Genomic DNA, 12,502 nt, shown 5'->3' with positions numbered 1-12,502 from the left:
TCTTAACAGCTTGTTAACCTTTTACTCGTTATGATAAATTTCAATTAAACTTTTTTACAAATTAAAGGAAACAAATTATGTGCTGGAGCGGAGAAGCATCAACGGTATTAGCAACCATAGGATTTGGCACGTGCGCCTATGCGGCCTACAAGAAAAAACCAACTGCCCTTTGGATTAGTTTGGGATATTTTTCATTGATGGAGGCGCTGCAGGCATATACATACTCAGTCATTGACCAATGTTCGTTGCCATCCAATCAAATCGCCACACTTCTGGGGTATTTGCATATCGCGTTTCAACCATTTTTCGTCAACCTAATATCGATGCACTTTATTCCCGATGACGTTCGAAAGAAAATCCAAGGCCCCGTTTATTGCCTTTGTTTTGCAGCAGCCATTATTATGATTCTACAAGTTTATCCATTTGATTGGGCCGGGGTTTGCACACCGACAAGGCCGCTTTGCAGCAAGACATTATGCTCCGTCACAGGAAGCTGGCATGTCGCATGGAATATCCCCATTAACGGAATTGGGAATTCCTTGCTTAATATACCCATCGTATTAGCATATATCTTTAGCGGAGCCTATCCTTATACACTGGTCGCGACCGTCCTTCCCTTTATATATGGATCCTGGCGCGTCACGTTGTATCTGTTACTAAGCGGTCCTTTGTTGGCGCAATTGTTAACAAATAACAAAAATGAACGCCCTGCCGTATGGTGCTTGCTGTCTGCTGGAATGCTCCTGATCATTATATTGACCCCTTTGAGTAATTCTTTGCATGTCAAAAAGTGGTTGTTCTATCCAAAGAAAGCCTAGCAACACTATTTTTCGGCCGAACAACACGGACCTATCATCCTCCCCATCGAGAGGATGATAGAGTCACACAAAAAGCGATTCATTAACCATCCATTAACCTTTTGCTGTTTACAATAAATTTAGTCAAATTATTAGATTAAACAAAGGAAACACATTATGTGCTGGAGCGGAGAAGCCTCAACAGTCCTGGCAACGATTGGGTTTAGTGCATGCGGATATGCGGCCTACAGAAAGGAACCCGCTGCATTATGGGTTTGTTTGGGATATTTTTCATTGATGGAGGCGTTGCAGGCATACACATACACAGTGATTGGACAATGCTCCCTTCCATCGAATCAAATCGCCACACTTCTGGGATATTTGCATATTGCATTCCAACCATTTTTTGTTCATTTATTTAGTATGCATTTTATCCCTGACGCGGTCCGACGGAAAATCCAGGGTCCTGTTTTTTGTATGTGTTTCGCCACAGCAATTTTTATGATCATTCAATTGTACCCATTTGATTGGGCCGGAACCTGCACACCAGGACGCCCACTGTGTGCCCAAACACTCTGCTCTGTTCATGGCAATTGGCATATAGCATGGGATATTCCGATCAACGGGATTTGGAATTCCATAAGTGACGTACCCATTCTGGGCTATTTGCTCCGCGGTGGGTATCCCTATATCGTCGTTTGCTTCCTTGTTCCCATTATCTATGGTTCATGGCGCTTTACTCTGTACCATTTCCTAGCTGGACCATTTCTTGCAGCCCTCCTTACCAACAATCAAAACGAATGGCCGGCGGTATGGTGCTTGTTATCGATTGGAATGCTGCTCCTTGTCGTAGACACACCGTTGCGCAGGCTCCTTTATGTTAAAAAGTGGCCATTCTATCCAAAGGTGGCCTAAAGAAACCTATCAACCGGCAGAAGACGCGCTCGCCAATAATTTCAATATTGTGTGCGCCTCTCCTGATCCGGTTGAAACATCTTTCAATATCTGGACCAAATTCTTGTCTTCCCAGGATCCCAATAACTCAACAAGGGCCGGGACAGGACTGTGGGGATCCAGGCTTTTTAGGAACTGACCAATCTGCTTTAGGGCTTGATAGGCTTCCTTTCGACCTGTAACCATCACAGCATCATCATCCTGGCCCGGGGGCGGAGATAAAGGCACTTCTGTTACTACAGCCTCTGTCAGGAACTGATTGATATCATCAACCTCCTCCCCCATTTTGCCCAGGGTTGGTTCTGGTTTCTGCCCGCTAGATTGAATTCTTTGTGTAACCTGAGGCAAAGCAACGGCCGCCTGCAGGATCCTGATAATATCATCCAGCTTGCTTTTTATCTTTGGAAACCCCGGCGCATTTTTACCGCAGACTTCTTCTAAAAACAAAACAAAGTCCCGTAGCGATTCCTTGATCCCTTGGGCGTCTGCTAAAAAAGTTTGCAGAAAATCCCCATCCGCCAATTGCATGTTTTGCCGAAATCGTTGAATAGTTACCCGTCCTTGGTTTTCAGCACTGGCCAGATTGCTTTTCCCATCAGGGATTCTTTTTGATAATTTTTCAAGATTAAGGGCGGAAATCCAATCGGACAAACATAATGGACGTTGGTATCCAACGTTGGGGGGGATAATAGGGACAAGAATCAACCGCATCGCAAGCGTATCATCAAGCCAATCAAGGATATGCAGGCGATGATCTATATCGTCACCCTCTGGTGCTGGATAAATACTTGGCCAAAATTCTTTGGACAACCGATGGATCATGGTGATGCCATTTTTTGCCCCGGACAGATTATCCTGAACCGTCCAAGCCTCGCACAGCCAAGCAGCAATCTGCAAATCTTTGGACTGAGTCGTTAAAACATCAACACAGAGATTTTCAACCAAGGGCCAATCGGCACGCTTAAGATCGGTTTGCCATATCCCCTGGGACAACGTAGAATCATCTTCTCGACGAGCGGCACGAATTTGATCATAAACACCATCGTATCTCAAATAATTCCCAACCCGGTTTGGCGATAGGGGGGCGTTAAAGTCCAGCATTGGTTTATTTCTTTTTTGTTCTGTTTCTGTGTTCATAAAATAATATCCGAAATAGAGAGCTGATTAACGTTTCTGGATGGCCCTATTGTAGTATCTCAGGGAGTTAAGAAAAAAAACAAGAGTTCCTTTATAAAATTGATAAATCCAGCTATGATAAAAATGTAGTCACGGAAGGTTAGAAAATGGAAATAGTTTTTTTTGCAGTTTTAGCAGGGTATTTGTTCTTTCGCTTATGGGGAGTCTTGGGTACGCACTCTGGCCCCGAAAAGGATTCTGAGAGAAAAAATACTATTTTTTCCCAGCCTATCCCCACAAGCAGCATGGAGGATGCCATTGTTTCCCTCAGAAAGAAAGCAAGGCGTCCTGTTCTTGTTGATGCTGACACAGCGGATCAGGATGACACAAGAAAAGATATTTTAGCGTTACAAAACCTGGATGAATCTTTTGATAGCCCGGTTTTTCTTAGGAATGCTACATCGGCTTTCACTATGATTATTCAGGCCTATGCCACAGCCAATCATCGGACACTGAAAAAATTGCTCAGCCCCGATGTGTATGAACAATTCGCCACAGCCATAGAGAGTCGCGAAAAAAATAATCTTCGCCAGGAAACAGAAATCGAGGATGTGCATGCCGAAATCCATAAAGTCGATGTCAAAAACAAAAAAGCACGCGTTACGGTCCTGTTTAAAAGTCAGCAAAGGGTCATCACCATTAATGAAGAGGGTCACAGTTTCGATAACCCTGCACGTTTCAGCGTACCGATGACCGATTACTGGACATTTGAAAAGCCAATAGGATCGGATAGCAAAAGTTGGTTACTGGTCGAAACACGCACAGAAAATGCATAAACTTTATGCCCATTGCATATGATTTTGCCGAAACATCATGGATGGCCACGCTCGCTCCGCTCTCTCGCCATGACACCATTACAGTCATGGCGAGGAGGGCAACGCCCGACGCGGCCATCCATGAATTCCCGCAAAATGATCTGGAGGGGGATATAGATTGGGCACATATATCTTGTAAATGAAAAAACGTACCTTATCGGATGAAGAAAGCAACCTTTGGGCTGCTGTCACAAGCAGCATCCGACCCCTGCAACAAAAAGAAAACGGACGCCCCCTACCCCTGCCAGCATCCGGAGAAGATAATTTCCCGCTCCCAAAATTCTTTTTAAAGGCCGAAAAAAGCAAACCGACATCCCATCTTTCGGTTTCCACGCTCATCAGCCGCGACACTAAAAATATACGCCTGCAGGGTCGCCTAGATCTGCATGGATTGACCGTTGAAAGGGCCAAAATCTCCCTAGAAACCTTTTTTCTAAGGAACCAAGATCAGGGAAACAAATGGGCCCTGGTTATCACGGGAAAGGGTGGGCATGCCAACGGGGGGCGCGGTATTCTAAAAGATTTCGTCCCACAATGGTTGGGCCAACATCCTCTTTTGATCGTTGGATACAGCTGTGCCGAAAAAAAAGATGGAGGTGATGGCGCCCTTTATGTGAGAATAAGGAAAAAGCGACAATAGCGCACATAACACCCAATACGCTTTACAAAAACTATGTGTCAACAAAAATAACAAAGGATGATGAGATGATCTATATCTTGGAAAACTTATTTTGGATTTTAATTAATCTGGATGTTATTTGTTTTTGCTCTCTTGGGCTTGGGCTTTTACTGTATGCAGCCGGAACAAACACACGCAGATTTGGGCAGAGACTAGTTATTTACGCAGGCGTGCCTTTGGCTTTTATTGCCCTAACACCTTTCTCACGTATTATTTTATACAACCTAGAGCACCGTTTTTCTGAAAAAACCGAGCTACCTGAGGATGTTAAGGGATTAATTTTGCTAGGGGGATATTTTTCGCTTGCAGAAAGTGAGATAGGCAAGCGCCCAATTTATAATAGAGCAGGCGGTCGACTCATTGAATTCATAGCCCTTGCCAAGCGATACAACCATTTGCCCATTGTTTTCACGGGCACGCCGAAAGAGGCAGCCCTAACCGAGCAGCTATTCAAAGAAATGGGAATCGATTCAGAACGTCTTAAATTTGACAATACAGCTAAAAATACATCCGACAATGTCGCAAATACATATAGAATCATCAAGCCAAAAGTCGGAGAAAAATGGGCTTTGGTTACGTCAGCCTTTCATATGCCACGAGCCGTTGGATTGTTTAGAAGGGTTGGATTGGATAACATCATCCCCTACCCTGTTGATTATCACACAGCGGACCTATCGTTGTGGAAAACAATCCTTGTTGGCATTTTTGATCGACAAAACCTACTGGTCTGGGCAACGATTATGAAAGAAGGCGCTGGCCTGACAAACGCGTATCTGACAGGGATCTCGTCACAACTTTATCCAGAATAGCAGGATGTTTTGCAGGTAGACTATGATGTATTATATTTTTATTTTTCTGATGGGAATTCAATCCGCCATAGCCTCTGCCCCGAAACCGTGGCAGATGTATTTTCAACCATCTGCATCGCCCGTTATGGATGCGATTGAATCGATGCATTCGTTATTGCTAATCATGATTACGGGTATTGCTGTTGTCGTTTCAACGATTTTGGGATACATTGTGTTTCGATTTCGCGCCAGTCGAAACCCAATCCCAAGCCGAACATCCCATAATGTTCTTTTGGAAATCGCGTGGACACTTGTTCCAGTCTGCCTTTTGGCGATCATTTTTGTGCCCACAGTCAAATTATTGTTTTTCTTGGACAAAGCACAAAATCCAGAAATGACAATCAAGGTTATTGGACGCCAATGGTATTGGACATACGAATATATCAACGATGATCCAAAAAAATGCTTTTCGTTTGATAGCTACATGATCCAGGACAAGGATTTAAAACCGGGGCAGCTTCGGTTGTTAGAGGTTGATAAACGCCTTGTCATCCCCGTCAATACAACCGTGCGCGTCATCGTGACATCGACCGATGTGATCCACAGTTTTGCCGTGCCCGCATTGGGCGTAAAAAAGGATGCCGTTCCAGGGCGAATCAATGAAACGTGGTTCAAGATCGTAAAAGAAGGCGTTTATTACGGGCAATGTTCCGAATTGTGCGGAGCCGGACATGGTTTCATGCCGATTGCACTAGAGGTTGTATCGAAAGACCAGTATGATCAGTGGCTAAACAAACAAGAAAAAGAAATACCAAAATGACCAATACTATCGAACATCACGAACATTCCATTCCAACAGGGTGGCGACGGTGGATTCTGTCGACCAACCATAAAGACATTGGGACGCTGTATATCATTCTTTCTATCGTAGGCGCGATGGTTGGCGGCCTGCTATCGATGGTTATGCGGGCCCAATTGATGCATCCTGGCAGTACCGTTCTGGATCCCCAGATGTACAATGTTGTGATCACCATCCACGGCTTGGTGATGGTGTTTTTCTTTGTGATGCCCGCATTAATCGGCGGATTTGGTAATTGGTTTGTCCCCCTTTTGATAGGCGCGCCCGATATGGCGTTTCCACGGCTGAATAACGTGAGCTTTTGGTTGATGATTCCGGCACTAATTTTGGCCGTTTTGGCTGCCATCGTTGGGACGGGCGCCGGGGTTGGCTGGACGTTGTATCCCCCCTTAAGCTCCCTCATTGGGCATCCGGGGCCATCTGTTGATTTTTTATTGTTGGCCATTCATGTGGCGGGGGCGTCATCTATCCTGGGGTCGATTAATTTCATCACGACCGTTTTAAATATGCGCACACCTGGGATGGGATTTCATAAAATGCCCCTGTTTGTTTGGGGTGTTACGATTTCATCATTTCTGCTGTTGCTGACCGTGCCCGTTCTGGCGGGGGGAATCACAATGTTACTGACGGATCGGAATTTTGGCACGACATTCTTTAATCCAGCCGGTGGCGGAGATCCCGTTTTGTTCCAACATTTATTCTGGTTTTTTGGCCATCCAGAGGTTTATGTAATGATCCTGCCGGCCTTTGGCATTGTGAGCCATGTGATTTCAACATTTGCCCGAAAGCCCGTCTTTGGATACCTGGGCATGGCCTATGCGATGATTTCGATTGGTGCCTTTGGGTCATTGGTTTGGGCGCACCATATGTTCACCGTTGGGATGAGCGCAAAGGCCAACATCTATTTCGCCCTGGCCACAATGATCATCGCCATCCCAACCGGAATCAAGGTTTTCAGCTGGCTGGCCACCATGTGGGGCGGGTCAATTACTTTTAAAACGCCGATGCTATTTGCCGTTGGCTTTGTTTTGGTATTTACGATGGGCGGATTGACGGGTCTTATCCTGGCCAATGGCGGCGTCAACGTGATTGTTCATGATACCTATTATGTCGTTGGGCATTTCCATTATATTTTATCAATGGGGGCTGTATTTGGTGTTTTTTCAGGATTTTATTATTGGATCGGTAAAATGTCAGGCTATCAATACAATGAAACGCTAGGCAAAATCCATTTTTGGTTCATGTTTGTCAGCGTCAATATCATTTTTATCCCGATGCATTTTTTGGGCCTGGCCGGAATGCCACGGCGGATTCCTGATTACCCAGATGCGTTTTGGGGTTGGAATTATGTGGCATCCATTGGGGCATATTTATCGGGGTTAAGCGCCATCCTTTTCCTGTATATCGTTTGGCGTCTATTTCGTGATAAAATCCCATGTCCTAATAATCCCTGGGGCGATGGCGCCACAACATTGGAATGGACCGTTTCATCCCCACCCCCATTTCATACATTTGAACAACAGCCAGTTATTGAATAATGATCGCACCCCAACATCACATGAAATGTGCCGGCCTAAACGATTACTGGCAACTTTTAAAACCACGCGTGATGTCATTGGTTATTTTTACGGGATTGTGCGGAATACTGTTGGCCCCAGGGCGCATTCACCCGTTTGTTGGTTTTTTGGCGATACTAAGTTTGGCCGTTGGGGCCGGGGCGGCTGGTTGCCTCAATATCTGGTGGGAACGGGATACCGATGCGCTGATGGATCGCACAAAAAACCGGGCTGTCCCTGCTGGTCGAATTGATCCCAATTCTGCATTAACATTTGGGGCGGTCCTGGCCATCGGATCTGTTGCGGTGATGGTCATTGCGGTAAACATTCTGGCGGCCATGCTTTTGGCGGGAACGATCCTTTTTTACGTGTGCGTTTATACGATATTTCTAAAGCCCAGAACTCCACAAAATATTGTTATTGGCGGTATTTCTGGTGCATTGCCCCCCGTTATTGGTTGGGCCGCTGTATCCAATTCCGCCCCCATAGAGGCCTGGATCTTATTTTTGATTATCTTTTTATGGACGCCGGCGCATTTTTGGTCACTGTGTATTCAGTGTCAGGATGATTATAAAAAGGCAGGAATCCCCATGTTGCCCTGTGTGTTTGGAGATCAATCAACCAAAAAGCAAATCATGCTTTATAGCGTACTAACGGTCTTGTCATCTTATTTGCCCTATCATTATCAAATGGCAAGTTCCATTTATTTGGTCAGCGCGATTGTTTTGGGGATGATTTTTATTGCTATGGGCGTTCGCTTTTACTATCAAAAAGAAACAAACTTGCAGCTGTTTGCCTTTTCCATTTTCTATCTTTTTGGATTGTTTTTAGCCCTACTTACCCAGAATTAATGACACCATCTCCGCAAATGATTCGTGAATTTCCTGGATGGCCACACTTCACTCCGTTCGCTCGCCATGACGACATCATGCGATGAGGACGAAACCCATTGAGCAATCCAGAATTCGTGACAAGCCCATAAAGATTTAATGATTAGCTTTGAGGAAATTCCTCATCAAAAATCTTCAAAATATCCCGCAGATTCTCAACAACACCTTCGTTTAGTTTTTCAAAATAAGGCTTCTTGGCCCCAAACGCAGTCAGCATAAGAATATGCGTTTCAATCTCCCCCTTTAACCCCTGAGGAATAATCGCCCCAACCTTCAAGATATGCGACAAGCCAAGAATGTTTGCACCTAGAGCAGCAATCTCTATTGGGAGCTTCGACTGCAAGACTGGATAAACACTAGGAAAAGGTTTGTTAATAATATCGCGGTTATTTTCTAACCATGCATCCAGCTCAGTAAGCTTGGCTGGATTTCCGAAAATCTCCCTTTTTGCGAATTCATTTTCCAGTTCGGTTTTTGAGAATTCCGCCCCATTAGCCCCATGAAAAAATGATAAACACAGCACAACCGAAACAAAAGCACATTTAATATACAACATATATACTTACTAAAACCAAAATTACCAATATAATATGAATAATTTTAGCGTTAATACGTTTTTATACGCAAGAAAAAAATGTGATAAGGTATAAAAAATTATCCTTTGAACTTATTGCTTCGGGGAAACCCGATTGGGGCCAAGCGCCCGCTGGATGCACGACGACCCTGCCATGTACGCAAATCTTTTTCCAAGTACGACTTGCCGGCACGCACCCACCGCAATCCGGTGGTTGGTGGAAACACGACAAGATCACTCATGGACCCGTCCTTGTATTTTTGAAGGGTCACGCCCCTGCCCCGGCTCATGATGGGTAGGTCCTGCACAGGGAAAATCAATAATTTGCGATTTTCGCCAATGACGGCAATAACGGCCGAATCGCTTTCCACAACAGGCACACAGGAATGCGCCCTTTCCTTATCCGCCAAGGTCAACACCTGTTTCCCTGATTTTGTTTGCGCCAAAATATCCTTTGCCAGCACCAAAAACCCATGGGCAGACGTCGATGCAACCAAGAACGGATCATCCAGCTTATCAGGCCGAATGATAAAGGCATTCAGAATTTCTTCGGTATTTTCCAGATCAACCAACAACCGCAAAGCTTCCCCGGGGCCCCGAGTCCGCGGTATTTTGTCCACACCAATCGTATAAAATCGCCCGTTGGTTGCAAACAAAACAAATTTATCGGTCGTTTGGGCAGGCAGCACAAAGCGTTCCTCGTCCCCATCTTTATACTTAATTTCAGCCTTAGATTCTGGGGACAGATGCCCCTTAACAGACCGGATCCAATTCTTGTTGGAACAAATGATGGTGACGTCTTCTTTTTCGATTTCATCAACCAACGGCAATGCAACCGGTTCTGGAGCCCCAGCAATGACTGTCCGCCGCGCCCCAAGGGCAGTATGCTTGCCAAACTGAGTGATCAATTCCCCCAATTCGGTCTGAATTTTCTGCCATTGTAATTTTGGACTTGCCAATAAACGATTCAAGCCCTTTTGTTCTTTTTCAAGGTCAGCGTGTTCTTTTCGGATTTCAAGCTCCTGAAGTTTCCGAAGGCTGCGCAATCGCATATTTAAAATCGCGTCTGCCTGATTTTGCGTCAAATCAAATCGGGTCATCAACGCTGCTTTGGGGTCGTCTTCTTCTCGAATGATCTGGATCACTTCGTCCAGATTCAAATACGCAACAAGATACCCCGCCAAAACCTCCAGGCGCGTCGCAATTTGATCAAGGCGGTATTCTGCCCGCCTTTTTTGCACGATCTGCCTGTGCATCAAAAAGCATTGCAGAATTTCTTTCAATGACATCACACTTGGAACATTCAACGCATTCAGAACATTCATATTCAGGGAAACACGCGTTTCCAAATCGGTTTGCCTAAACAAAGATTCCATCAATACAGCAGGGTCCACATTCCGACTTTTCGGCTGCAGGACAAGCCGAATATCATCAGCCGATTCATCCTGAACATCATCCAAAAAGGGTAGCTTTTTATCCGCCAACAAGTTCGCGATTCGCTCTATCAATTTTGATTTTTCAACCTGATAGGGAATCTGTGTCACGACAATCTTGTATGCGCCACCCTTTTGTTCCTCAGTCTCCCAATGGGCCCTAAGGCGGAAACTTCCCCGCCCCGTCTCATACGCCCGCAGGATCACATCGGGTTCCTCGATCAGGACACCCCCCGTTGGGAAATCTGGCCCTGGGATGAATGGCAACAGGTCGGCATTTGTCGCATCGGGATGGTCAATCAAATACACAAGGGCTTGACACAGCTCCTCTAGGTTATGCGGGGGGACCGACGTCGCCATTCCAACGGCAATTCCCGTGGATCCATTGGCCAACAGGTTGGGGAATGCTGCCGGGAAAACAATCGGTTCCTCCCCCTCTCCATCATAGGTTGGACGGAAATCAACGGCGTTTTCATCCAATCCATCCATCAAGAAAATCGAAATCTGACTTAGGCGCGCCTCGGTATACCGCATGGCTGCCGCTGAATCGCCATCGATATTGCCAAAATTGCCCTGACCTTCGATCAGGGGATAGCGCACCGAAAAATCTTGGGCCAGACGAACCAATGCCCCATAAATTGCTGAATCCCAATGGGGGTGAAATTTACCCATAACATCGCCCACGACGCGCGCGCATTTTTTGAACCCTGACTTTGGATCCAGGCGCAGCTGCTGCATCGCATAAATCAAGCGCCGATGCACAGGTTTCAGCCCATCCCGGACATCCGGCAGCGACCGCGACATAATCGTGGACAGGGCATACGCTAGGTATCGCTCGCTCAGCGCTTTCTCAAAATCAACGTTTTGAATACTGTGCGTATCAGGGATTTGGTCTTTTTTGCTCATTTAAGCGATGATTTCTTGGGCTTTCAGCAAAGTCAAAAGCTCCCCCGACTGATAAAGTTCGCGAACAATATCGCTTCCGCCAATAAATTCACCCTTGATATAGAGTTGTGGAATCGTTGGCCAGCTTGCATATTCTTTGATGCCTTGGCGAATTTCAGGCTCCGTCAGCACGTTAACAGCTTTAAAAGGCACATCCATGCTTTTTAAAATTTGCACCACAACGGCGGAGAAACCACATTGCGGCATCTCACTGGTCCCCTTCATAAAAAGGATGACCGGGGTCGATAACACGTCTTCACGAATTTTAGCTTGCACAGAGGTCATGTTGTTTTTTCTCCTGGAAGTCGATTCCCAAACCATATAGCGGAATAATTATGCATTGTAGAAAAATATACAGGGATAGCCCCCGAAAAACAACTGTTTCGGAATGTGAAGGATTTGAGTTTTTACCAAAACTGCAGTGCGCCCAATGGAATTGATGATATTTAAGGCTGGATTACATCATCAAAGATATCGCCTTCTGTGCAACGACATCACCTGCAAGGGACACACAAAATCCAGCATCTTCGTTTCCATTGGGCATCACCTAAATTACTGACTGCTTTTCTCCGCCACCTCATTCTCCCTCAAATATTCTTGGGCTTCTTTGGAAAAATGATGATTTTCTCCATAAAGCTTATTGTGCGCTTCAGCAGCTTTTTGAAGAAGGGGCCGTGCTTGATCATAAAGCCCCAACCTTGTGTAGGCGTGACCAAGATGAAGAGATACCCACGCAAATCCTATCTTATTTTCGCCTAAGTTTTTTCGATATACTTGTATGGCATCTTCTAACAGAGATCGCGCTTTTTCTGGGTCATTTAACCCAATATACGCAATTCCCAAATGTCCTTTTGTCCAAGCTATATCCATCGCGCTCGATCCTTTCTCATAAATTGGTTGAGTAGAGGAAGCCAATCACTCAAGCTTCCCCCCTCCTCAGAACCGGACTTGCCCAATTAAGGCATCCGGCTCCCGATTCAATAATGGGCCATAACACCTCTGTCGGTCTTACCCAGAATCGATACCGTCTTATACG

General features: G+C 45.5%; 13 protein-coding genes. 8 read left to right on the top strand and 5 right to left on the bottom strand.

Features of this window, described 5'->3' with window-relative positions; translation table 11 throughout:
* Window positions 1–77: 77 nt before the first annotated feature.
* Window positions 78–818: a DUF5765 domain-containing protein gene (locus NTX76_03755; GenBank protein ID MCX7338382.1), complete on the top strand. Its 741-nt coding sequence runs from the start codon at window positions 78–80 to the stop codon at window positions 816–818.
* Window positions 819–974: 156 nt separating this feature from the next.
* Window positions 975–1,712, top strand: a complete 738-nt coding sequence (locus NTX76_03750; protein MCX7338381.1) for a DUF5765 domain-containing protein — start codon at window positions 975–977, stop codon at window positions 1,710–1,712.
* Window positions 1,713–1,721: 9 nt separating this feature from the next.
* Here the strand turns inward: NTX76_03750 and tssA are convergent, their stop codons facing one another.
* Entirely contained in the window at window positions 1,722–2,888 is a 1,167-nt protein-coding gene (gene tssA, locus NTX76_03745) for a type VI secretion system protein TssA (protein MCX7338380.1), read from the bottom strand.
* A gap of 146 nt (window positions 2,889–3,034) precedes the next feature.
* Here tssA and NTX76_03740 point away from each other — a divergent pair, with 146 nt between their 5' ends.
* From NTX76_03740 to NTX76_03715, 6 genes are all read left to right on the top strand, one after another.
* Window positions 3,035–3,703, top strand: coding sequence for a Tim44/TimA family putative adaptor protein (locus NTX76_03740; GenBank protein ID MCX7338379.1), 669 nt, complete (start codon window positions 3,035–3,037; stop codon window positions 3,701–3,703).
* 178 nt (window positions 3,704–3,881) lie between these two features.
* Window positions 3,882–4,382: a Smr/MutS family protein gene (locus NTX76_03735; GenBank protein ID MCX7338378.1), complete on the top strand. Its 501-nt coding sequence runs from the start codon at window positions 3,882–3,884 to the stop codon at window positions 4,380–4,382.
* Window positions 4,383–4,447: 65 nt separating this feature from the next.
* Window positions 4,448–5,230 carry a YdcF family protein gene (locus tag NTX76_03730; protein MCX7338377.1) on the top strand — a complete coding sequence of 261 codons (783 nt, stop codon included), beginning with the start codon at window positions 4,448–4,450 and terminating at the stop codon, window positions 5,228–5,230.
* Between the two features lie 22 nt (window positions 5,231–5,252).
* Entirely contained in the window at window positions 5,253–6,029 is a 777-nt protein-coding gene (gene coxB / locus NTX76_03725) for a cytochrome c oxidase subunit II (protein MCX7338376.1), read from the top strand.
* A complete protein-coding gene (ctaD, locus tag NTX76_03720; GenBank protein ID MCX7338375.1) occupies window positions 6,026–7,606 on the top strand; it encodes a cytochrome c oxidase subunit I in 1,581 nt (526 codons plus the stop codon). The genes coxB and ctaD overlap by 4 nt, the downstream gene beginning before the upstream one ends.
* Entirely contained in the window at window positions 7,606–8,475 is an 870-nt protein-coding gene (locus NTX76_03715; GenBank protein ID MCX7338374.1) for a heme o synthase, read from the top strand. The genes ctaD and NTX76_03715 overlap by 1 nt, the downstream gene beginning before the upstream one ends.
* A gap of 142 nt (window positions 8,476–8,617) precedes the next feature.
* Here NTX76_03715 and NTX76_03710 read toward each other — a convergent pair whose 3' ends face one another.
* From NTX76_03710 to NTX76_03695, 4 genes are all read right to left on the bottom strand, one after another.
* Window positions 8,618–9,070, bottom strand: a complete 453-nt coding sequence (locus NTX76_03710) for a hypothetical protein (protein ID MCX7338373.1) — start codon at window positions 9,068–9,070, stop codon at window positions 8,618–8,620.
* 98 nt (window positions 9,071–9,168) lie between these two features.
* Window positions 9,169–11,427, bottom strand: coding sequence for a DNA topoisomerase IV subunit A (gene parC / locus NTX76_03705; GenBank protein MCX7338372.1), 2,259 nt, complete (start codon window positions 11,425–11,427; stop codon window positions 9,169–9,171).
* Entirely contained in the window at window positions 11,428–11,751 is a 324-nt protein-coding gene (grxD, locus tag NTX76_03700; GenBank protein ID MCX7338371.1) for a Grx4 family monothiol glutaredoxin, read from the bottom strand.
* 267 nt (window positions 11,752–12,018) lie between these two features.
* Window positions 12,019–12,336: a tetratricopeptide repeat protein gene (locus NTX76_03695; GenBank protein MCX7338370.1), complete on the bottom strand. Its 318-nt coding sequence runs from the start codon at window positions 12,334–12,336 to the stop codon at window positions 12,019–12,021.
* Window positions 12,337–12,502: the final 166 nt, after the last annotated feature.

The sequence above is a fragment of the Alphaproteobacteria bacterium genome (assembly GCA_026400645.1).
GTDB lineage: Bacteria > Pseudomonadota > Alphaproteobacteria > Paracaedibacterales > CAIULA01 > JAPLOP01.
Note: the sequence above shows the minus strand (reverse complement) of the source record. Positions and strands in the feature narration are given on the sequence as shown.

What these genes read in the sequence shown, in the direction of transcription:
- NTX76_03755 (MCX7338382.1), top strand. Translation starts at nt 78, where the DNA reads ATGTGCTGGAGCGGAGAAGCATCAACGGTATTAGCAACCATAGGATTT.
- NTX76_03750 (MCX7338381.1), top strand. Translation starts at nt 975, where the DNA reads ATGTGCTGGAGCGGAGAAGCCTCAACAGTCCTGGCAACGATTGGGTTT.
- tssA (MCX7338380.1), bottom strand. Translation starts at nt 2,888, where the DNA reads ATGAACACAGAAACAGAACAAAAAAGAAATAAACCAATGCTGGACTTT.
- NTX76_03740 (MCX7338379.1), top strand. Translation starts at nt 3,035, where the DNA reads ATGGAAATAGTTTTTTTTGCAGTTTTAGCAGGGTATTTGTTCTTTCGC.
- NTX76_03735 (MCX7338378.1), top strand. Translation starts at nt 3,882, where the DNA reads ATGAAAAAACGTACCTTATCGGATGAAGAAAGCAACCTTTGGGCTGCT.
- NTX76_03730 (MCX7338377.1), top strand. Translation starts at nt 4,448, where the DNA reads ATGATCTATATCTTGGAAAACTTATTTTGGATTTTAATTAATCTGGAT.
- coxB (MCX7338376.1), top strand. Translation starts at nt 5,253, where the DNA reads ATGATGTATTATATTTTTATTTTTCTGATGGGAATTCAATCCGCCATA.
- ctaD (MCX7338375.1), top strand. Translation starts at nt 6,026, where the DNA reads ATGACCAATACTATCGAACATCACGAACATTCCATTCCAACAGGGTGG.
- NTX76_03715 (MCX7338374.1), top strand. Translation starts at nt 7,606, where the DNA reads ATGATCGCACCCCAACATCACATGAAATGTGCCGGCCTAAACGATTAC.
- NTX76_03710 (MCX7338373.1), bottom strand. Translation starts at nt 9,070, where the DNA reads ATGTTGTATATTAAATGTGCTTTTGTTTCGGTTGTGCTGTGTTTATCA.
- parC (MCX7338372.1), bottom strand. Translation starts at nt 11,427, where the DNA reads ATGAGCAAAAAAGACCAAATCCCTGATACGCACAGTATTCAAAACGTT.
- grxD (MCX7338371.1), bottom strand. Translation starts at nt 11,751, where the DNA reads ATGACCTCTGTGCAAGCTAAAATTCGTGAAGACGTGTTATCGACCCCG.
- NTX76_03695 (MCX7338370.1), bottom strand. Translation starts at nt 12,336, where the DNA reads ATGGATATAGCTTGGACAAAAGGACATTTGGGAATTGCGTATATTGGG.